The following is a 19,846-nucleotide window of genomic DNA, read 5'->3' as shown; positions in this document are numbered from 1 at the left end:
AATGGCACACATTGTAACCCTAAAAATACCTTCCAGAGAAGATTGGTTGCAGCAACTTGCTGATGTTGTCACTGAACCTGATGAATTACTGCGTATTTTAGCCCTGGAACAGCATCCTGAGCTGGCCGCTGGCGCGGATGCGCGGCGGCTTTTCGCCCTGCGCGTTCCGCATGCCTTCATCAGCCGGATGAAAAAAGGCGATGCGCACGACCCGTTGCTGCTTCAGGTTCTGACGCAGCGTCAGGAATTCATCGATACGCCTGGTTATAGCACCGATCCGCTCGATGAACAAAGTAACGCGGTGCCCGGACTGCTGCATAAATACCGCAACCGGGCATTATTGCTGGTCAAAGGCGGCTGTGCGGTCAACTGCCGCTACTGCTTCCGCCGTCACTTCCCCTATCAGGATAATCCCGGTAATAAGCGAAGCTGGCAGGCGGCGCTGGACTATATCGCCGATCATCCGGAACTGGATGAGATTATCTTCTCCGGCGGCGATCCATTAATGGCGAAAGATCATGAACTCGCGTGGCTGATTGCCGCGCTGGAAAAGATCCCGCACCTGAAGCGGTTGCGCATCCACAGTCGTTTACCGGTGGTGATTCCGGCACGCATTACCGATCAGCTCTGTGAGATGCTTCGCGCGACCCGCCTGCAGGTGGTAATGGTGACGCACATCAACCATGCGCAGGAGATTGATGATGCGCTGCGTGAGGCGATGAGCAGCCTGAAGCGGGCCGGTGTCACCCTGCTGAATCAGAGCGTGCTGCTGCGGGGCGTGAACGATAATGCGCAGACGCTGGCCACCCTGAGCAATGCCCTGTTTGATGCGGGCATTCTGCCCTACTATCTGCATGTGCTGGATAAGGTGCAGGGTGCCGCACATTTCTTTGTGTCTGACGATGAGGCGCGCCAGCTGGTGCGGGCGTTACTGTCACAGGTTTCCGGCTATCTGGTGCCGAAACTGGCGCGGGAAATTGGCGGAGAGCCGAGTAAAACGCCGCTGGATTTACAGCTGCGTCAGGAATAAAAACGGCCAGCACAAGGCTGGCCGCTGAGATTCGCTGTACTACCTATGCCACATTATGGGCACTTGTAGACCTGACCGGTCATTTTGCTGTCCAGAGGCGCGAACGCAGACAGCAGATTCTGTGTCGGGCTGGTGGCACCATAAATCACATTGCCGCCCATCTCCGCGGCGCGATTGCGCAGATCATTAGCTGCACCGCGCAGTGCGCTGGTTTCGCCGCCTGCACCGCTCAGCCAGTTGCTCTGTGAGCCGGTAAGGTTGCCCAGAAGCTGGCAGGAACTGGCAGGCTGCTGATCGGTAAACGTCACGCGCTCGCCTGCCGAAGAGAGTTGCGTAGAGCTGCTGCAGCCCGCCAGCAATAACACGCCAGCCGTCAGTCCGGGCAAGAGGTTAATCCGCATTGTAATCCCCATTTATTATCATCAGAGTCGGGTGGCAGCGTAGCAGAAAAAAAGCACTTTTTTCTGCACATTCATTGCCTTAATCCCGTTATATCCCCTCAATATTTCATGTTACGTCTCGGCGACTCTGCCTGCCTGAAGAATGAACTGAACATCAGTGAATTCAGCCGGACAACTGCAGACAGCGTGCAGACAACGGGAAATATCAGGAGGAAAGACGTACGATTGCGCCACTACTTATACTATTTTCCTGCCCAAAAGAAAAACCCCCGGCCGTTTCCGGTCGGGGGTTCTTTTGTGACTCAGGCAGTCAACGGCAATTACATCATGCCGCCCATACCGCCCATGCCACCCATACCGCCAGCACCAGCGCCTAAATCAGGTGCGTCGCCTTTTGGCAGGTCAGTGACCATGCACTCGGTAGTGATCATCAGACCCGCAACAGAGGCCGCGTACTGCAGTGCAGAACGGGTCACTTTGGTTGGGTCCAGGATACCGAAGTCGATCATGTTGCCGTACTCTTCAGTCTGCGCGTTGTAACCGTAGTTACCGTCGCCCGCTTTCACGTTGTTCGCCACAACAGAAGGCTCTTCACCGGCGTTAGAGACGATCTGACGCAGTGGTGCTTCCATCGCGCGCAGCGCAACTTTGATACCGACGTTCTGGTCTTCGTTCTGACCACGCAGCTCTGACAGCTGTGCTGCAACGCGAACCAGCGCCACACCACCACCTGCAACCACGCCTTCTTCGACAGCAGCACGGGTTGCGTGCAGTGCATCTTCAACGCGCGCTTTCTTCTCTTTCATTTCAACTTCAGTGGCTGCGCCCACTTTCAGAACGGCTACGCCGCCTGCCAGTTTCGCGACGCGCTCCTGCAGTTTTTCTTTGTCGTAGTCAGAGGTCGCTTCTTCGATCTGCTGACGAATCTGGGTAACACGGCCCTGAATGGTGGTCTCTTCACCCACACCGTCGATGATGGTGGTGGTGTCTTTGTTGATCACAACACGTTTTGCCTGACCCAGATCTTCCAGCGCAGCTTTTTCCAGCTCCATACCGATCTCTTCAGAGATGACGGTACCGCCGGTCAGGATAGCGATATCCTGCAGCATGGCTTTACGACGGTCACCGAAGCCTGGTGCTTTAACCGCAGCCACTTTAACGATGCCGCGCATGGTGTTGACCACCAGCGTTGCCAGGGCTTCGCCTTCAACATCTTCCGCGATGATCAGCAGAGGTTTACCGGCTTTCGCAACGGCTTCCAGCACGGGCAGCATTTCACGGATGTTAGAGATTTTCTTGTCAGCCAGCAGGATGAACGGCGATTCCAGTTCAACCGCACCGGTTTCTGGCTTGTTGATGAAGTACGGTGACAGGTAGCCGCGATCAAACTGCATACCTTCAACCACATCCAGCTCGTCCTGCAGGCCGGTGCCTTCTTCAACGGTGATCACGCCTTCTTTACCCACTTTCTCCATCGCCTGAGCAATCAGCTGGCCCACGGTTTCATCGGAGTTAGCAGAGATAGTACCTACCTGCGCAATCGCTTTAGAGTCTGAGCAAGGTACAGACAGCGCTTTCAGTTTCTCAACGGCAGACACAACGGCCTGGTCGATACCGCGCTTCAGGTCCATCGGGTTCATACCCGCGGCGACGGCTTTCAGACCTTCGGTGATGATAGCCTGCGCCAGTACGGTCGCGGTGGTGGTGCCGTCGCCTGCAGCGTCGTTCGCTTTAGAGGCCACTTCTTTCACCATCTGCGCGCCCATGTTCTCGAACTTGTCTTCCAGTTCGATTTCACGCGCAACGGACACGCCATCTTTAGTGATGGTCGGTGCACCAAAAGATTTATCCAGAACCACGTTACGGCCTTTCGGGCCCAGGGTAACTTTTACTGCATCTGCCAGTACGTTCACGCCACGCAGCATTTTTACGCGAGCGTCATTACCGAATTTTACGTCTTTAGCTGCCATTTCAATTGTCCCTTAAATTCGTTTCGTTCAGTGAGTTACGCGAAAAAATTACGCTTCGACAATCGCCAGAATGTCGCTTTCAGAGATGATCAGCACTTCTTCGTTGTCGATCTTTTCGGTTTTAGCGCCGTAACCTTCGTTGAAGATCACCACGTCGCCAACCTTCACGTCCAGCGGCTTAACGTCGCCACTCTCAAGGATGCGGCCATTGCCGACAGCCAGAACTTCACCACGGGTAGATTTACCGGCTGCAGAACCGGTCAGCACGATGCCGCCAGCTGATTTAGCTTCAACTTCTTTACGCTTGACGATGACGCGATCGTGCAATGGACGAATTTTCATGTGATAGCTCTCCTTTGAGAAGTCCAATCATTCAGTTTTGGGGTTGAACACCGGGCTGCATGGCTTCCGGCCTCGTGACCTGTGAGATAGGGCCATCCCCACCCGCTTTCAAGGGGGCGAACAACAAATTTTTTCTATGGAAGCCATAAGTGATGTTTTTTTAAACAGACGACGGCACAAATAAAAAACGCAACCCGGAGGTTGCGCTTTCAGTGGTGACAATGACGGTTAACGATCCTGGTGATCGTCGTGATGCTCAAGGCGATCGCTGTTTTTACGCTCAAACTCGCCGTCCATCGTGTAGCCGCTGTCCGGTCCGGCTCCCGGCCCGCGCCAGACGCGCAGATGGGGCATCAGCTTCAGCGTCAGATGCTTCTGAACCGGGGGCAGCAGCAGCAGCAGGCCCAGCAGATCGGTAAAGAAGCCCGGCAGCAGCAGCAGGAAACCGGCGATGATCAGCGAGACGCTTTTGATCATCTCCGTGGCCGGGCTTTCGTTACGCGCCAGCTTCTCCTGCATCAGCATGAAGTTTTTCATGCCCTGATTTTTTACCAGCGAAACCCCGATGCAGGAGGTGAACACCACCAGCAGCATGGTCAGCAGCACGCCCATGACGTGTGCGACCTGGATGAACAGTGAAATCTCAATCCAGGCCAGAACAAAAAAGACTAATAACGGTATCCAGCGCACCGTACTCTCCTGTAAGTAGAGGCTGAACGGCAGCGTGCCGGTCAGCAGAAAGCGTTCATCCTGAGGAGGATAAGAAAAGAGATGGGCACCCGCGCCGCCCTTTTCAACCGATCCTGTCAAATTTATCCTGCGGGGTTAATTTTGTAACCAACTTCACATATCGTTAACCCGGCAGCAGCATTAGCGATCTGCATGCGTGCTTTTCCCGGGCATCAGAATATGATCGCACACGCCTCTATGAAGACGGATAATATGTCGGCACGGGCACACCACGACAAAATAAACACATCCTTTGTGATGGTTAGCGGCAACAACAAGAAGGTTATCATGGCGAACAACATTCGTATCGAAGAAGACCTGTTAGGTATGCGCGAAGTTCCGGCGGATGCCTATTATGGCGTTCATACTCTGCGTGCGATTGAAAATTTTTATATCAGCAACAGCAAAATCAGCGACATACCTGAATTTGTCCGCGGTATGGTGATGGTAAAAAAAGCAGCAGCGATGGCTAACAAAGAGCTGCAGACCATCCCGCGTAACATTGCCGATACCATCATTCAGGCCTGCGACGAAGTGCTGAACAAGGGCCGCTGTATGGATCAGTTCCCCGTGGATGTCTATCAGGGCGGCGCCGGGACCTCGGTCAACATGAACACCAATGAGGTGCTGGCAAACATCGGTCTTGAGCTGATGGGCCACCAGAAAGGGGAATACCAGTATCTCAACCCCAACGACCATGTAAACAAGTGCCAGTCGACCAACGACGCCTACCCGACTGGTTTCCGCATCGCGGTTTACAGTTCGCTGCTGAAACTGCTTGATGGCATCAGCCAGTTGTCTGAAGGCTTCCAGCGCAAAGCCGATGAATTCCAGACCATCCTGAAAATGGGCCGAACCCAGTTGCAGGATGCGGTGCCGATGACCCTGGGGCAGGAGTTTCACGCCTTCAGCGTACTGCTGAACGAAGAGACCAAAAGCATTCTGCGTACCGCCGAACTGCTGCTGGAGGTTAACCTTGGCGCGACCGCCATCGGTACCCGTCTTAACACGCCGGATGGCTATCAGCATCTGGCCGTACAGCGTCTGGCGGAAGTCAGCAACCTGCCGGTCATTCCGGCGGAAGATCTGATTGAAGCGACCTCCGACTGTGGCGCCTATGTGATGGTTCACTCGTCGCTGAAACGCCTGGCGGTGAAGCTCTCTAAAATCTGTAACGACCTGCGCCTGCTCTCCTCGGGTCCGCGCGCCGGCCTGAATGAAATCAACCTGCCTGAGCTGCAGGCGGGCTCCTCCATCATGCCGGCCAAAGTGAACCCGGTGGTACCGGAAGTGGTTAACCAGGTCTGCTTCAAGGTGATTGGCAACGACACCACCGTGACCATGGCTTCTGAAGCGGGTCAGCTGCAGCTTAACGTCATGGAGCCGGTGATTGGCCAGGCGCTGTTTGAGTCGATCAGCATCCTGACCAACGCCTGTTACAACCTGCTGGAGAAGTGCGTCAACGGCATCACCGCCAACCGCGCGGTGTGCGAGGCCTACGTCTTCAACTCAATTGGCATCGTGACCTATCTCAACCCCTACATCGGCCACCACAACGGCGACATCGTCGGCAAAATCTGTGCCGAAACCGGGAAAAGTGTGCGTGAGGTGGTGCTGGAGCGCGGCCTGCTGACGGAGAGTGAGCTGGACGATATCTTCTCGGTGCAGAACCTGATGTATCCGGTTTATAAAGCAAAACGCTACACCGATGAAAACGAGCAGTAGGGTTTAACCCACGCGGGTTAACCAAAGGCACACCGCGATCAACATGGTGTGCCTTTTTTTTTGGTACACAGCATTCCCGGAGTTCACCGGTTAACTTTGCAGGAGTGATTCATGTTTGTGGTTGAGCTGCTTGTCGTCCTGATGGCGATCTGGCTGGGCGCACGTCTTGGCGGCATTGGTATCGGATTCGCCGGCGGGATGGGGGTACTGATCCTGACGCTGGGCTTTGGCATGGCACCCGGCGCAATCCCGTTCGACGTGATAGAGATCATCATGGCGGTGATCGCCGCCATCGCGGCGATGCAGGTGGCGGGCGGCATGGACTATCTGGTGAGCCTGGCGGAACGCCTGCTGCGCCGACATCCGCGCCACGTCACGCTGCTGGCCCCGCTGGTAACCTACCTGATGACGCTGCTGGCAGGCACCGGCCACACCGCTTTCTCGACGCTGCCGGTGATCGCGGAAGTGGCCAAAGAGCAGGGCGTGCGCCCTTCCCGTCCGCTGTCGATTGCGGTGGTGGCGTCGCAGATCGCGATTACCGCCTCTCCCATCTCCGCCGCCGTGGTCTTTTTTGCCACGCTGCTGGAACCGCGCGGCGTCAGCTACATCACGCTGCTGGCGATTGCGATCCCCGCCACGATGGTGGGCCTCTTCCTGGCCGCGCTGGTCACTAACTTCCTCGGCAAAGAGCTTAAAGATGATGAGGTTTATCAGGCGCGTCTCGCCAAAGGGGAAGTTACCCTGCGGGGTGCCAGCGTCTACCAGCCGAAGCCGGGGGCGAAACGCTCGGTGCTGCTTTTTCTGACGGGTATTATTGCCGTGGTGCTCTATGCCACCGCCACCAGCGCCAGCGTCGGGCTGATCGCCGATCCGCCGCTGCCACGCAACGAAGCGATTGTGGTGTTTATGCTGACCATCGCGACGCTGATCAGCCTGACCTGCAAACTCGACACCAGCGAAATCCTCAGCGCCAGCACCTTTAAGTCCGGCATGAGTGCCTGTATCTGTGTGATGGGTGTCGCCTGGCTGGGCGACACCTTTGTCAAAGCGCATCTGGCAGAGATTCAGACGCTGGCGGGCGACACGCTGAAAACCTATCCATGGATGCTGGCGCTGGTGCTCTTCTTTGCCTCCATGCTGCTCTACTCACAGGCGGCGACCACCAAGGCACTGATGCCGGCCGCCCTGCTGCTGGGCGTCACCCCGCTCACCGCGATTGCTTCCTTTGCGGCGGTATCGGCACTGTTTGTGCTGCCCACCTACCCCACACTGCTGGCCGCCGTTGAGATGGACGATACCGGCTCCACCCGGATTGGTAAGTTTGTGTTCAACCACGCCTTTATCATTCCCGGCGTTATCGCTATCGCGCTGTCGGTGCTTTCCGGCTTCATCTTTGGCGGACTGCTCTTGTAGCACCGCCATCGTGTTATGAAGGGAGCGTGCTATCATCGGCGCTCTTTTCATCACACAGGAGTCACAGGATGAATGCCGTCGTTATCCTCTGTACTGCCCCCGATCAGGCCACGGCGCAACAGCTTGCGACCCTGGCGCTGGAAGCCAGGCTGGCGGCCTGCGTTACCCTGCTGCCCGGCGCGACCTCCTGCTATCTCTGGCAGGGCCGGATTGAGCAGAGCAGTGAAGTGCAGATGCTGCTGAAGTGCGACAGCGATCACCAGCAGGCGCTGTGCGATCTGCTTAAAGCCGCGCACCCTTACGACGTGCCCGAACTGCTGGCACTGCCGGTTCAACATGGAGACAGTGAATACTTGTCATGGCTGCACGCATCTCTCGCTTAATAACGCTTCTGCTGACGCTGTTTGTCTGTCTGCAGGCGCACGCTTCCCTCTTTTCCAGTCCGGCGACCGGCCGCTTTGTGCCCGTCGACCAGGCCTTTACGTTTGATTTCGACCAGCAGGGCGCGCAGCTCAACCTGCACTGGAAAGTGAAGTCAGGCTATTACCTCTATCGCCAGCAGATTCACATCACGCCACAGAATGCGACCCTCGCGCCGCTGACGCTGCCTGCCGGCGAGCCGCATGAAGATGAATTTTTCGGCAAGAGTGAGATCTATCCGCAGGATCTGACGCTGCCAGTGACGCTGCAACAGGCAGGCCCGGGTGCCACGCTCAGCGTGACTTATCAGGGCTGTGCTGCTGCCGGCTTCTGCTACCCGCCGGAGACGCGATCCGTGCCGCTGAATGCGGTAGCCGCAGACAGCCGGCCAGCGCCTGCCAGCCCTACGGCTGAGGTTCAGCCCGCCTCCGCCAGTCCGCTACCCTTTTCGCCACTGTGGGCGTTGCTGATCGGCATCGGCGTCGCCTTTACGCCCTGCGTGCTGCCGATGTACCCGCTGATCGCCGGCATTATCCTGGGCGGCCAGCGCCATTATTCGCTGGGACGCCTGTTTGCCCTGGCGATGGTCTACGTGCAGGGGATGGCGCTGACCTACACGCTGCTGGGCGTGGTGGTCGCCGCAGCCGGTCTGCGTTTCCAGGCCGCCCTGCAGCATCCCTGGGTGCTCATCACGCTCTCGCTGCTGTTTATCGTGCTGGCTCTCTCCATGTTTGGCCTGTTTACCCTGCAACTGCCCGCCAGTCTGCAAACCCGCCTGACCCTGTGGAGCAATCGCCTGCGGGGCGGATCGCTGCCCGGCGTCTTTCTGATGGGAGCGCTGGCGGGATTGATCTGCTCGCCCTGCACTACGGCTCCGCTCAGCGCCATTCTGCTCTACATCGCGCAGAGCGGAAATCTGTGGGCCGGTGCCGGCACGCTGTGGCTCTATGCCGTCGGGATGGGGCTGCCACTGATCGCCGTGACCCTGTTTGGTAACCGCCTGCTGCCGAAAAGCGGCCCGTGGATGCAGACCGTCAAGGAGGGCTTCGGGTTTGTCATCCTGGCGCTGCCGGTGTTCCTGCTGGAGCGCATCGTGGGCGAGGCCTGGGGATGGCGGCTCTGGAGTCTGCTTGGCGTGGCGTTCTTTGGCTGGGCGTTCAGCCTCAGCCTGCGTGCCAGCAGCGGAAAGTGGCGCGTCGTGCAGATTGTCATGCTGGCCGCTGCGCTGATCAGTGCGCGACCATTGCAGGACTGGGCCTTTGGCGATCCGGCCACGCAGCAGGCGGTAACCCCCCTGCCGTTCCAGACCCTTCAGACGCCGCAGCAGCTCGACAGTGCGCTGCAGCAGGCCCGCGGTCGCATCACGATGGTCGATCTCTATGCTGACTGGTGCGTCGCCTGTAAAGAGTTTGAAAAATATACCTTCAGTGACCGCGCCGTGCGCGATAGCCTCCGTCAGGTGCAGCTAATGCAGGCCAACGTCACCGACAACAACGCCCGCGACAACGCACTGTTACAGCATCTTCAGGTGCTGGGCTTACCCACAATTCTGTTCTTTGATGCGCAGGGCCGCGAAATCCCCGGTTCGCGTATCACCGGGTTTCTGGATGCCGCTGACTTCCGCGCGCATTTGCAGAAACTTACCCCGTAAACAACACTGGAGTCAGGTCATTGCCCGGTAAAACAGCCGGGCCTGCATACCAGAGGAGAGTCACTTGCAGCGTGAACAGATACTCGAGCATGCATTGAATGTGCTTGAACAGAACGGCCTCGCCGCCACCCTCTCATTGGAAAACCTGGCGGGTTCCGGATTACCTTCAGAGCAGCTCCGGCTGTTCTGGCCCGACCGCGACGCCCTGCTCTACGATGCGCTGCGCTATCACGGGCAGCAGATTGAAACCTGGCGTCGCCAGATCCTGCTGGATGGGTCGCTGTCGGCAGATCAGAAGCTGATGGCACGCTATGAAGTCCTGAGTGAACAGGTCAGTAAAGGGCGTTTTCCGGGCTGCCTGTTTATCGCCGCCTGCAGCTTCTACCCGCAGCCCGATCAGCCCATTCACCAGCTGGCCGAGCAGCAGAAACGCGGCTCCTGGCAGTTTACTCATGAGATTCTGGTGGAACAGGGTCTGGATAACCCCAGCATGGTCGCCGACCAGATGGAGCTGATTCTTGAGGGCTGCCTGAGCAAGCTGCTGGTGAAGCGCAACGTGCAGGATGTCGCCACCGCTCAGCGCCTGGCGGAAGATGTTTACAACATCGCGCTGTGCCGCAAAAACGGGGCGCTGGCCTGAGGTTTTATCCCTTTTGACTGAAAAGCAGGCAATCAGTCACGTTTTCCGGGGTTTTTTAGTGAAAGCCGTTGACGGCCTGCGGCCTTTACGGTTTAATGCGCCCCGTTGCCCGAATAGCTCAGTCGGTAGAGCAGGGGATTGAAAATCCCCGTGTCCCTGGTTCGATTCCGGGTTCGGGCACCATTTTTAAAGAACCCGCCTCTGGCGGGTTTTTGCTTTTCAGAGCGAACCCGTTATCGAACGTTCGATACACGCGCCACATCCTGTGGCACGCCCTTCGGGTCGTGCTGGCGCACGATGCAAAAATGCTCCCGGCATTTTTGTCCGGGTTCGGGCACCATATTTAAAGAACCCGCCTCTGGCGGGTTTTTGCTTTTATGCAGCAGCGCAACGGCACGGCCATTACGCCGCACGCATCCAGTCGCAGAGATGACCCAGCATCGCCATGCAGCGTTCAAGCTGCGCCACCGCGACAAATTCATCCGCTTTATGTCCCTGCGCCATACTGCCCGGCCCGCAAATCAGCGTGGCGATCCCCACCTCATTAAATAACCCCCCTTCCGTGCCAAAGGCCACGGTAGAGAAGGCCTCGCTGCCGCTCCAGTCAGCCAGCCAGCGGGCGAAGTCGCTCTGTGGATCGGTTAACAGACCGGGATAGGCTCCCAGCGGCTCAAAAGCAATATCGCTCTCTGGTGCCTTCTCCCGCATAGCGGGCAGCAGCTGATGACGCGCAAAGGCCGCAATATCCTCCAGCACCGCCCCGGCATCGGCCGTGGGTAGCGTGCGCAGCTCAAAATCGAACTGACAATCCTGCGGCACAATATTCAGCGACGTCCCCCCCTGAATCGTGCCGACCTGCAGCGTGCTGAATGGCGGATCGAACCGCGCATCCTGCGTCTGCTGTAGCGCCGTACCGACGCGGGTGATGTGGTTAATCAGCTTCGCCGCCTGCTCAATAGCGTTGACGCCGGACGGCGCATAGGCGGAGTGGCAGGCGTGGCCTCGCACCTGACAGCGCATCGCCACCTTTCCCTTATGACCATAAACCGGCTGCATATGGGTCGGTTCGCCGATAATGCAGAGCGCCGGTCTCTCCGGCGACGCCCGCAGGTGCGCCACCAGCGAACGCACGCCCAGGCAGCCCACCTCTTCGTCATAGGAAAACGCCAGATGAAGCGGCATACGCAGCGGCTGCGCCAGGAAGCGATCCAGCGAAGCAAGCACGCAGGCGATAAATCCTTTCATGTCGGCGCTGCCGCGGCCATAGCAGCGTCCGTCGCGCTCCGTCAGTGCAAAGGGGGGAACCGTCCAGCGCTGGCCGTCGACCGGCACCACGTCGGTGTGACCCGACAGCAGCACGCCGCCATCGCCCGCCGGTCCCAGTCGTGCATACAGGTTAGCTTTCGTTCCGCTCTCGTTATAAAAAAGCTCAGCCGTCATGCCGCGCTGTGCCAGGGCGTCACGGATAAAGGCGATCAGCGCCAGGTTCGATTCGCGGCTGGTGGTATCAAAGGCGAGCAGGGCCGAGAGCGTCTCGCGCAGTGCACTATTCATCGCCTGGCACGCCATAGGCCGGTGCCTCGCGCGGGTCGAGGGCGCGCGTCACGTAGGCCTCCATCTGCGGTTCGTAGGCGAGCCACAGGCGTGACAGTTCGCCGACCGGATCCTCATCGGCCCAGTCCACCCGCAGATCTACCAGTGGCCACGTGTAGTCATCCACCACCTTCACGGCGGCAGAGTGTACCGGCCCCGCCTCGCCGCCTCGCGCAATCCCCGCCTGCAGCGCGGCGATCAGCCGGCTGGTCAGCTCGCCGGAGGAGGCGTGAAAGGCCGCAATCATCGCATCGATCACCGCGCCGTCGGCCAGCATATTGCCCGCCGCCACGCAGTTTTCTCCCTGCGCGACCTTCCAGACGCCCAGGGTTTCGCTGCCGCTGAAGTGGGCCACCTCACCGCCGGAATCGATCACCGTGACCTGACGATACTCACTGAAGCGATCCTCCGCGAGAGCCAGCCTCAGCGCCTCCTGCGCTGAAGCACCCACTTCCAGCTGCGCCAGAATCTGCTGTCCCAGTGCGGGCAGCGTAATATTCTGGCTGGAGACCGCTCCCGTCCCCGCCTGCAGCCAGGGGCAGCGTGCCCCGACCGCAATGCTGGAGGAGCTGATGGCGACGCCCAGCTGCCCGCTCTCTTCGCAACGCGCACTTATTGAAAGGGTCATTGCGCCTCCTGGCGGTGCCAGTTATCCGGGATCACCGCAATCACGTCGATCTCCATCAGCCACTGCGGCTGCGCCAGCGCCGAAACCACCAGCCCGGTCGAGATCGGGAAAACGCCCTTCAGCCATTTACCGACTTCCAGATAGACCGGCTCGCGGAAGCGCGGATCGGTGATATAGGTGGTGGTTTTCACAATATGCGACAGGTCACTGCCCGCCTCTTCCAGCAGCTGCTTCACGTTCTTCATCGCCTGTGCCGCCTGCACGCCAGGCTCCCCCAGCCCGACCAGATTACCGTCGAAGTCGGTGCCGACCTGGCCGCGCACATAAACGGTGTTGCCTGCACGCACGGCCTGACAGAGATCGTTGTCGAGCGCCTGGTTGGGATAGGTCTCTTTGGTGTTGAACATGCGGATGCGGGTATGGGTTGGCATCATTGCTCTCCTGCTCGGTTTATAAGGACGACGCGGTCGGGTAGTGCTGGTACTGGCGCTGAATCGCAATCTGGTCAGCGATATATTTTGCGTCGTGCCACACGCCCCAGATAAAGGTAGAGCCGCGGCGGGAGAGCCAGGGCAGGCCGAGAAAGTAGACGCCCGGCTCGGTGGATACGCCACGATGGTGCTGCGGTTTCCCTTTCTCATCGAAAGCGTCGACCGCCAGCCAGCTGTAATCCGCCACATAGCCGGTCGCCCAGATGAGGCTGGTCACGCCCGCGCGGGCAAGGTCGAGTTCGCTGAGCGGATGAGTCACACAGTGGGGATCGGGCATAAAGTGACGCGCCTCCGGCTCTTCCGGCAGATCGAGTCCGTTGCGGGCAATCCAGGCATCCGCCGCATCCAGCAGCGCCAGATAGCTGGCGTCGCCGCGCGCGATGTTCTGCGCAAGGTCGGGCTGAAAGCGCACCGTGTCGCCGTCGAACGCCTGCGTCATGCCCACCAGATTCACCCCCTGGTGCGCCAGGGCGCGGAAATCCACCGTATGGCCGCCGCGCGCCCCGCTTACCGCGATAGTGACATGCTCTTTGCCCGGCTGGCTGGCCGCCGCATCCCACATGCCCAGTACGCCGAGCCACCAGCAGAAGTCGCGCTGACGATAGGCGCGCGGCGGACGATCGTGCGGACCCACGGAGAGATAGACGGTTTTTCCGGCGCGCTGCAGCTCATCGGCGATCTGCACGCCGGAAGAGCCCGCCCCGATGACCAGCACGCCCCCCTCCGGCAGCTGCTGCGGATTGCGATAGTCCGCCGAGTGGAGCTGTGTCAGACGGTCGCTCTCCGGCGCGACTGGCGGAATGACCGGCTTCTGAAAGGGGCCGGTGGCCGCGACGATGCGCTGCGCTTCAATGACGCCCTCCGAGGTGCGCACGGTAAAGCCTGCGCGCCCGCTGTTGCGTGCCACGTGCAGCACCTCGACGCCGGTGCGGATCGGCGCGCGAAACTTCTCTGCATAGGCGACGAAGTAGTCCGCCACCTTCTCTTTGGCGACGAAGCTGTCGGGTTCGCATCCCGGAAAGGCCATACCGGGAAAACGGTCGTGCCAGGCGGGACCGTTGGCCACCAGCGAATCCCAGCGTCCGCTGCGCCAGGCCTCGGCTATACGGTTTTTCTCCAGCACCAGATGCGGAACGTCGAGGCGGCTCAGGTGTTCGCTCATGGCGACACCCGCCTGCCCGGCGCCAATCACCAGGGTATCAATTTCTGTTTTCATCTCTGTCATTTCCGCGTCCTTCAACCAGCCGCCGGCTGATATATTCACCATAGGAGAGGTTTCCAAGACTATTTGAGCCGACAGAGCGGGTAAAATATTATAAAGCTAACACCTGCATAGGAATTTATTAGGCTGCGCGCCAGGCGCATTATTAACGCGCCGCAACCGGAAATAGTTCGGCGCGACGACAATACTCCATAAATAATTGCGCCGGTCGGGTTGGCTCATTATTTTGCAGGTAAGCCATAATGAGCGTCGAGTCCGCCATCTCATCTTCTATCTCCAGATGAATTAATTGCTGCCCGTCATAGGTCATATCAGAACAGGGACGCGTCACCAGCACGGAAAAACCTAATCCCTGGCCTACCATGCAGCGCACCATCTCAATCGACGGCGAGCTGTAGGCGACGTCGGGATGGTAGCCCTTCTCTTTAAAGATGCGGATAAAGTAATTTTTGCTCGGAATCGCATCCAGCAGGATCATCGGCTCGCGGCTCAGTTGCTGCAGCGTCACCGTCGCCTGACTCGCCAGCGGATGCGCGGCGGGCAGCAGCGCATAGGGGCGATGCGGCGCGTTCAGCGGCTCTTTTTTGATGGAGTGGTCAAGATCGAGATCGTAGAGAAACGCCAGATCGAAACGACCGCGGTGCAGCCCATGCATCAGCTCATGCTGCTCGCCGTCATAGAGTTCAATGGTGATATCGGGATAGATTTTTTTAAACCCGGCAATGAGTCTGGGCAGATAGAGCGGCGCAGCCGACTCAAAGCAGCCGACGGCGATGGTGCCGGAAACCAGCTGATGCTCGGCGCGCGAGTTCTGTTCAAACTCATAGGAGAGGCGCAGCAGATCGCGCGCCTTCTCGTAGAAGCGGCGACCGCCCGGCGTCAGAGAGACGCCCTGAGCGTGGTGGCGGATAAACAGCTGCTGGTCAAAGGTATCTTCGAGATTTTTGATGGCAATGGAGATAGAGGGCTGCGCGATATGCAGCTGGCGTGACGCTTCGGCGATGCTCTCGGTTTCGACCACCGTGACGAAGTACTTAAGCTGTTTCAGCGTGAATCGCATCATAAATTATCTCTGTTAGCGCGCTCGGCTGGCGCACTTTCTGGCAGGTTCTCTTCTGCTGCAAGGGTCATGCCACTCCTGCGCCCCGTAAACGGGCAGCGTCCCCGAACGCGACGCGGATCGCTTCATTCGCTTTGTGACTGATATTTCATGGCCGGAAGCGATTTTATTTTGTCACCCATACGTCTTAATTTTTTTATTGCCTCATTTTGGCTCAGGGCTGCTCTTTTTCAGAGCAGGCAGAGGAGACAATTTAATTTCCCGTATGGAAAAGATTCCCTGTTTAAATTAATCAGCGCCATGTATGTTTCGCGCCCTCTTTTTTTACTGGATAGTTTTTTTAAAGTCTGAAGGCAGCAATTTACTAATTGCCTGAAATTAGCCGCAGCCGCCATAGTGTCAATCAATCGACAGCGGCGAATTTTTATTTCTGAAATTCGCGTTATTTAAGCGAGTGAAATGCCTCATGACTTTTAACTGGAACTATATGTTCAGCCTGTTCAGCGACGCCGAATTCTGGCTGGCGAGCTGGACCGTCATAAAACTGAGTTTACTCACCTGGGGCATCAGTATCGTCGTGGGATTTGTGCTCGCGCTGGCAAAGCAGTCGAACCGCCTGGTGTTCAGCCTGCCGGCTCGCGGCTATATCTGGCTGTTCCGCAGCCTGCCGCTGCTGGTGCTGCTGATTTTTGTCTACAACCTGCCGCAGGCCGCACCGGGCACCTCCGCCCTGCTCAGCGATCCCTTCTGGGCGGGCCTGATTGCCATGGTGCTCAGTGAAAGTGCCTACATCGCTGAAATTCATCGCGGCGGGCTGCTCTCTATTCCAAAAGGCCAGAGTGAGGCCGCCCGCGCCCTGGGGCTGCGCTTCGCCGGTATCCAGTGGCGCATCATTATTCCGCAGGCGGTGCGCGTCGCCCTGCCCGCGCTGGCAAACGAATATATCGCCATCGTGAAGCTCAGCTCGCTGGTGTCGGTGATCTCCCTGACCGAGATCCTGATGGTCGGCCAGCGCCTCTATTCGCAGAACTTTCTGGTCATGGAAACCATGGCGGCGGTCGCCTGCTACTACGTGCTGATTGTCACGGTGTTCGATTTTCTGCTGAAACAGCTGGAGCGCTATCTCGACGTTACCCAGCGCCGCCCGGCTGGCAAGGTGGATGACGCGCTCTATGCCCTGGCGCAGCGTCGCGCGGCCACCCCGCTCGCCCGTCCGGTGGCGCAGAGCAGCGGCCCGGCGCTGCAGGCATCACGGCTGCATAAAGCCTATAACAACGTTGAGGTGCTGGGGGCGGTCAGCCTGCAAATTCAGCCGGGTGAAGTGGTGTCGGTCATCGGACCGTCCGGCTCCGGCAAAACCACGCTGATCCGCCTGCTGAACGGGCTGGAGCAGATCGATAATGGCGAAATCCGCATTAACGGCCAGCCCTTTATCCATCTCAGCCAGCAGGGCGAGCAGAAGCCGCGCTTCATTGAGCATGCCGAGCACCGCCTCAGCATCGGCATGGTGTTCCAGAGCTTTAACCTGTTCCCGCATCTCAGCGCCCTCGACAACCTGATGCTGGCGCCGCGCTATCACCGGCTGGCCTCGCGTGATGAACTCAAACAGCACGCCTGCGAACTGCTGCATAAAGTAGGCATGCTGGATCACGCATGGAAATATCCGCACCAGCTCTCCGGCGGCCAGCAGCAGCGCGTGGCTATCGCCCGCGCCCTGATGATGCGCCCGCAGATCATGCTGTTTGATGAGCCGACCTCCGCGCTCGATCCGGAAAAGGTAAATGAGGTGTTGCAGGTGATCGAAACCCTGGCGCACGAAGGCATCACGATGGTGATCGTGACCCACGAGATGAACTTCGCCTTTAAGGTCTCTGACCGCATCGTATTTATGGAAAAAGGGCGTGTGGTCTGTGATGACGCGCCTCAGGCAATGCGCAGCGGAGAGCATCCGCGCGTGGAAGCCTTTCTGAAGGATGTTTCTCTGGCTTAACCCATTTATCCGCACGAGGGGAAAATCATGATCGAGCAGTGGCAGGTAGAGCAGTATCACCAGCAGGGTTTTCTGGTGGTGGAGAATGTCCTCAGCGCCGACGACATCGCCGCGCTGCAGCAGGACTTTGATGGCTGGGTGGAAGAGAGCCGCACTCATCAGGCGGCCTGGGGCGAGACGCTGGATGGCCGCGCGCGTTTCGATCTGGAAGAGGATCATCGCGCCGACCATCCGTCGCTGCGCCGCGTCAGCTCGCCAACGGAGATTTCCGCCGCCTATCGCCACGCCGCGCTTCAGTCGCGTATGGCGCAGATCGCCGGTCAGCTCACCGGCAGTCAGGGCGCACGCTTTCACCACAGCAAGATCAACTCCAAGCTGCCGCACACCGCGACCAAAGTGGAGTGGCATCAGGATTTTCTCTTTACGCCGCACAGCAACGACGACATTGTCACCGCGCTGCTGATGGTGAGTGAAGTGACGCCGGAAAATGGCCCGCTGAACGTGGTGCCGGGCAGCCACAAAGGGCCGCTCTACTCTCACTGGCAAAACGGCCGTTTCACCGGCGCGGTCGATAAAAGCGTGGTCGGGGCGGCGTGTTCGCAGCCTGCGGCCTGTTTCGGACCGCCCGGTTCGGTCTGCTTTATGCATACCCGCCTGCTGCACGCCTCCAGCCCGAACGAGACCGAGCTGCCGCGCACGCTATTTATCGCCGTCTACGCGGCGGAAGATGCGCTGCCCTTTGGCGAAAACCCGCTGCCAAGCCGGGATGCCGGCACCCTGGTCGCAGGCGAAGAGAGCGGCATGGTGCGCAGTACCGTTAATGAGTTCCGTCTGCCGCAGAAACCGAGCGGCGCATCCTTTTTTGTCCAGCAGGCCGGAACCGATCCTGCCCGCGCGTAACCGCCACCACGGAGGCTTTATGAAATCTGTTGCCCTGACTTTTTTAGCCGCCAGCATCGCGCTGGGGTCGTTTAGCGCGTCGGCGTTCCAGCAGCCGGGAAAAATTATCGCCGGCTCTGACATGACCTTCTTCCCTTATGAGTACATTGAGAACAATAAACCGGCGGGCTTCGACATCGAGTTTCTCGACGGGCTGGCAAAAGTGATGGGCCGACAGGCGGTTAACCTCGACACCCGCTTCCCCAACCTGATTACCGGTCTGCAGGGTAACCGTTTCGATATCACCAACTCCTCAATGTACATCACCGCCGAGCGTCTGAAGGTGATCGATATGATCCCCTATCTCAAGAGCGGTGAGGCGATCCTATCGCTGAAAGGGGCCGCCTACCAGCCGAAAACGCCGGAAGAATTTTGTGGTCACAAAATTGGCTCAATGGGTGCCACCTCCTGGCTGCAGCAGCTGCACAAGCTCTCAGCCGACTACTGCGTAAAAAATGGCAAGCCGCCGATCGCCATCAGCGAATACACCACCGATCCGCAGACCACTCAGGCGATGCTTTCGCATGCGGTTGAAGCGCAGATCACCGATGCCGCCGTCGCGCGCGGCGTGGTGCAGAAGCTGGGCAACCGCGTGCAGATCTCGTCAGAAACGCTGATCTACCCGGTGCTTAACGGTTTCGGCGTGAAGAAAGGCAACGATGAGGTTAAGCAGGCGCTGATCGACGGGCTGGAGAAGTACAGCAAAACCCCGGAGTACGCCGCTCTGCTGAAGAAATATAACTTTGAGGCACCCAGCGCAGAGGATATTAAAACCCTGATGCCGACGCCGTAATCCCGATGCGGGCGTCAGCGAACCGACGCCCGCCTTCCTTTCTTACCCCCCATCAGGAGAGATTTATGGCGCTCTCATTTGAAGAACAGACCCGCATCGATCTTGCTGCGACCTTTCGCATTATTGCGCATCTCGGCATGCACGAGGCGGTCGCAAATCACTTCAGCGCGGCGGTCTCTGCGGATGGCCGGCAGTTTCTGCTTAACCCGAAGTGGAAGCACTTTTCCCGCATCCGCGCCAGCGATCTGCTGCTGCTCAACGCCGATGACCCCGCCTGCGCGCAGCGCGACGACGTGGACGCCACCGCCTGGTCGATTCACGGTCAGATCCATCAGCGGCTGCCGGAGGCGCGCGTGGTGCTGCATCTCCACCCGATTTACACCACCAGCGTCGCCTGCCTGGCTGAGCCGCATATCCCGCCGGTCGACCAGAACACCGCCCGCTACTTTAACCGTGTGGCGATCGACACCCTGTACGGCGGCATGGCGGACACGGCTGAGGAAGGCGCACGGCTGGCGGGTCTGCTGGCGGGCAAGAGTCGTCTGCTGATGGGCAACCACGGCGTGATGGTCACGTCGGCAAACATCGGCGAAGCCTTTGACGATATCTGGACGCTGGAGCGCGCCTGTCAGATCCTCGTGACCGCCTGGTCTACCGGCCAGCCGTTGAAGATCCTCAGCGACGCGGTGGCGGAGAAGACGGCGCGTGCCTGGGAAGGGATACCCGACTTTTCACGCCAGCATTTCGAGGAGATGAAAGCGCTGATGGTCGCCGCCGATCCCTCGCTGCTCGACTAGCCTGTCAGCCGC

General features: G+C 58.8%; 19 protein-coding genes and 1 tRNA gene. 11 read left to right on the top strand and 9 right to left on the bottom strand.

Annotation, left to right across the window (positions count from 1 at the left end):
* Window position 1: 1 nt before the first annotated feature.
* Entirely contained in the window at window positions 2-1,030 is a 1,029-nt protein-coding gene (gene epmB, locus F3I47_RS10495) for an EF-P beta-lysylation protein EpmB (RefSeq protein ID WP_009092497.1), read from the top strand.
* Window positions 1,031-1,083: 53 nt separating this feature from the next.
* Here epmB and F3I47_RS10490 read toward each other — a convergent pair whose 3' ends face one another.
* From F3I47_RS10490 to F3I47_RS10475, 4 genes are all read right to left on the bottom strand, one after another.
* Window positions 1,084-1,431 carry a DUF4156 domain-containing protein gene (locus tag F3I47_RS10490; protein ID WP_009092500.1) on the bottom strand — a complete coding sequence of 116 codons (348 nt, stop codon included), beginning with the start codon at window positions 1,429-1,431 and terminating at the stop codon, window positions 1,084-1,086.
* A gap of 320 nt (window positions 1,432-1,751) precedes the next feature.
* On the bottom strand, window positions 1,752-3,401 hold the full coding sequence (gene groL / locus F3I47_RS10485) for a chaperonin GroEL (RefSeq protein WP_009092501.1): 1,650 nt from the start codon (window positions 3,399-3,401) through the stop codon (window positions 1,752-1,754).
* A gap of 48 nt (window positions 3,402-3,449) precedes the next feature.
* Window positions 3,450-3,743: a co-chaperone GroES gene (locus F3I47_RS10480; protein WP_009092502.1), complete on the bottom strand. Its 294-nt coding sequence runs from the start codon at window positions 3,741-3,743 to the stop codon at window positions 3,450-3,452.
* A 228-nt stretch (window positions 3,744-3,971) separates the two neighbouring features.
* On the bottom strand, window positions 3,972-4,433 hold the full coding sequence (locus F3I47_RS10475) for an FxsA family protein (RefSeq protein WP_181161912.1): 462 nt from the start codon (window positions 4,431-4,433) through the stop codon (window positions 3,972-3,974).
* A 327-nt stretch (window positions 4,434-4,760) separates the two neighbouring features.
* On the opposite strand from F3I47_RS10475, the gene aspA reads away from it, so the two are divergent.
* The 6 genes from aspA to F3I47_RS10445 all read left to right on the top strand — a co-directional run bounded on the left by aspA (window position 4,761) and on the right by F3I47_RS10445 (window position 10,504).
* The gene (gene aspA, locus F3I47_RS10470; protein ID WP_009092504.1) at window positions 4,761-6,197 is read left to right on the top strand and encodes an aspartate ammonia-lyase; all 1,437 of its coding nucleotides are present in this window, start codon (window positions 4,761-4,763) and stop codon (window positions 6,195-6,197) included.
* Between the two features lie 111 nt (window positions 6,198-6,308).
* The gene (locus F3I47_RS10465; RefSeq protein ID WP_009092505.1) at window positions 6,309-7,610 is read left to right on the top strand and encodes an anaerobic C4-dicarboxylate transporter; all 1,302 of its coding nucleotides are present in this window, start codon (window positions 6,309-6,311) and stop codon (window positions 7,608-7,610) included.
* Between the two features lie 68 nt (window positions 7,611-7,678).
* Window positions 7,679-7,993, top strand: coding sequence for a divalent cation tolerance protein CutA (gene cutA, locus F3I47_RS10460; RefSeq protein ID WP_009092506.1), 315 nt, complete (start codon window positions 7,679-7,681; stop codon window positions 7,991-7,993).
* Window positions 7,969-9,681 (top strand): protein-disulfide reductase DsbD, encoded by a 1,713-nt coding sequence (locus F3I47_RS10455; protein ID WP_150028733.1) that lies wholly within the window; start codon window positions 7,969-7,971, stop codon window positions 9,679-9,681. The genes cutA and F3I47_RS10455 overlap by 25 nt, the downstream gene beginning before the upstream one ends.
* A gap of 64 nt (window positions 9,682-9,745) precedes the next feature.
* Window positions 9,746-10,321: a transcriptional regulator gene (locus F3I47_RS10450; RefSeq protein ID WP_009092508.1), complete on the top strand. Its 576-nt coding sequence runs from the start codon at window positions 9,746-9,748 to the stop codon at window positions 10,319-10,321.
* A 107-nt stretch (window positions 10,322-10,428) separates the two neighbouring features.
* Window positions 10,429-10,504, top strand: a tRNA-Phe gene (locus tag F3I47_RS10445).
* A 219-nt stretch (window positions 10,505-10,723) separates the two neighbouring features.
* Here F3I47_RS10445 and argE read toward each other — a convergent pair.
* The 5 genes from argE to F3I47_RS10420 form a co-directional block, all read right to left on the bottom strand.
* Window positions 10,724-11,875, bottom strand: a complete 1,152-nt coding sequence (gene argE, locus F3I47_RS10440) for an acetylornithine deacetylase (RefSeq protein WP_150028734.1) — start codon at window positions 11,873-11,875, stop codon at window positions 10,724-10,726.
* Entirely contained in the window at window positions 11,868-12,542 is a 675-nt protein-coding gene (locus F3I47_RS10435; protein WP_150028735.1) for a DUF1028 domain-containing protein, read from the bottom strand. The genes argE and F3I47_RS10435 overlap by 8 nt, the downstream gene beginning before the upstream one ends.
* Window positions 12,539-12,973 (bottom strand): RidA family protein, encoded by a 435-nt coding sequence (locus F3I47_RS10430; protein WP_150028782.1) that lies wholly within the window; start codon window positions 12,971-12,973, stop codon window positions 12,539-12,541. Before F3I47_RS10430 ends, F3I47_RS10435 begins: the two co-directional genes overlap by 4 nt.
* Before the next feature lie 19 nt (window positions 12,974-12,992).
* Window positions 12,993-14,258: an NAD(P)/FAD-dependent oxidoreductase gene (locus tag F3I47_RS10425; protein ID WP_058957031.1), complete on the bottom strand. Its 1,266-nt coding sequence runs from the start codon at window positions 14,256-14,258 to the stop codon at window positions 12,993-12,995.
* Window positions 14,259-14,400: 142 nt separating this feature from the next.
* Window positions 14,401-15,318: a LysR substrate-binding domain-containing protein gene (locus F3I47_RS10420; protein WP_046101059.1), complete on the bottom strand. Its 918-nt coding sequence runs from the start codon at window positions 15,316-15,318 to the stop codon at window positions 14,401-14,403.
* 463 nt (window positions 15,319-15,781) lie between these two features.
* On the opposite strand from F3I47_RS10420, the gene F3I47_RS10415 reads away from it, so the two are divergent.
* The 4 genes from F3I47_RS10415 to F3I47_RS10400 all read left to right on the top strand — a co-directional run bounded on the left by F3I47_RS10415 (window position 15,782) and on the right by F3I47_RS10400 (window position 19,834).
* Entirely contained in the window at window positions 15,782-17,305 is a 1,524-nt protein-coding gene (locus F3I47_RS10415) for an amino acid ABC transporter permease/ATP-binding protein (protein WP_150028736.1), read from the top strand.
* 27 nt (window positions 17,306-17,332) lie between these two features.
* Entirely contained in the window at window positions 17,333-18,205 is an 873-nt protein-coding gene (locus tag F3I47_RS10410) for a phytanoyl-CoA dioxygenase family protein (protein WP_046101057.1), read from the top strand.
* 19 nt (window positions 18,206-18,224) lie between these two features.
* Window positions 18,225-19,037: a transporter substrate-binding domain-containing protein gene (locus F3I47_RS10405; RefSeq protein ID WP_009092518.1), complete on the top strand. Its 813-nt coding sequence runs from the start codon at window positions 18,225-18,227 to the stop codon at window positions 19,035-19,037.
* A gap of 65 nt (window positions 19,038-19,102) precedes the next feature.
* Window positions 19,103-19,834, top strand: a complete 732-nt coding sequence (locus F3I47_RS10400) for a class II aldolase and adducin N-terminal domain-containing protein (RefSeq protein ID WP_150028737.1) — start codon at window positions 19,103-19,105, stop codon at window positions 19,832-19,834.
* The last annotated feature ends 12 nt before the right edge of the window (window positions 19,835-19,846 follow it).

Origin of the sequence: Pantoea sp. M_10, from assembly GCF_008631515.1 — a bacterium.
Classification (GTDB): domain Bacteria; phylum Pseudomonadota; class Gammaproteobacteria; order Enterobacterales; family Enterobacteriaceae; genus Pantoea; species Pantoea anthophila.
This window is presented reverse-complemented; position numbering and strand designations above follow the sequence as displayed.

Coding starts and splice junctions, on each gene's coding strand:
- argE (WP_150028734.1), bottom strand. CDS start 11,875: ATGAATAGTGCACTGCGCGAGACGCTCTCGGCCCTGCTCGCCTTTGAT.
- F3I47_RS10420 (WP_046101059.1), bottom strand. CDS start 15,318: ATGATGCGATTCACGCTGAAACAGCTTAAGTACTTCGTCACGGTGGTC.
- F3I47_RS10480 (WP_009092502.1), bottom strand. CDS start 3,743: ATGAAAATTCGTCCATTGCACGATCGCGTCATCGTCAAGCGTAAAGAA.
- F3I47_RS10465 (WP_009092505.1), top strand. CDS start 6,309: ATGTTTGTGGTTGAGCTGCTTGTCGTCCTGATGGCGATCTGGCTGGGC.
- cutA (WP_009092506.1), top strand. CDS start 7,679: ATGAATGCCGTCGTTATCCTCTGTACTGCCCCCGATCAGGCCACGGCG.
- F3I47_RS10435 (WP_150028735.1), bottom strand. CDS start 12,542: ATGACCCTTTCAATAAGTGCGCGTTGCGAAGAGAGCGGGCAGCTGGGC.
- aspA (WP_009092504.1), top strand. CDS start 4,761: ATGGCGAACAACATTCGTATCGAAGAAGACCTGTTAGGTATGCGCGAA.
- F3I47_RS10425 (WP_058957031.1), bottom strand. CDS start 14,258: ATGACAGAGATGAAAACAGAAATTGATACCCTGGTGATTGGCGCCGGG.
- groL (WP_009092501.1), bottom strand. CDS start 3,401: ATGGCAGCTAAAGACGTAAAATTCGGTAATGACGCTCGCGTAAAAATG.
- F3I47_RS10455 (WP_150028733.1), top strand. CDS start 7,969: ATGGCTGCACGCATCTCTCGCTTAATAACGCTTCTGCTGACGCTGTTT.
- F3I47_RS10405 (WP_009092518.1), top strand. CDS start 18,225: ATGAAATCTGTTGCCCTGACTTTTTTAGCCGCCAGCATCGCGCTGGGG.
- F3I47_RS10410 (WP_046101057.1), top strand. CDS start 17,333: ATGATCGAGCAGTGGCAGGTAGAGCAGTATCACCAGCAGGGTTTTCTG.
- F3I47_RS10400 (WP_150028737.1), top strand. CDS start 19,103: ATGGCGCTCTCATTTGAAGAACAGACCCGCATCGATCTTGCTGCGACC.
- F3I47_RS10415 (WP_150028736.1), top strand. CDS start 15,782: ATGACTTTTAACTGGAACTATATGTTCAGCCTGTTCAGCGACGCCGAA.
- F3I47_RS10430 (WP_150028782.1), bottom strand. CDS start 12,973: ATGCCAACCCATACCCGCATCCGCATGTTCAACACCAAAGAGACCTAT.
- epmB (WP_009092497.1), top strand. CDS start 2: ATGGCACACATTGTAACCCTAAAAATACCTTCCAGAGAAGATTGGTTG.
- F3I47_RS10490 (WP_009092500.1), bottom strand. CDS start 1,431: ATGCGGATTAACCTCTTGCCCGGACTGACGGCTGGCGTGTTATTGCTG.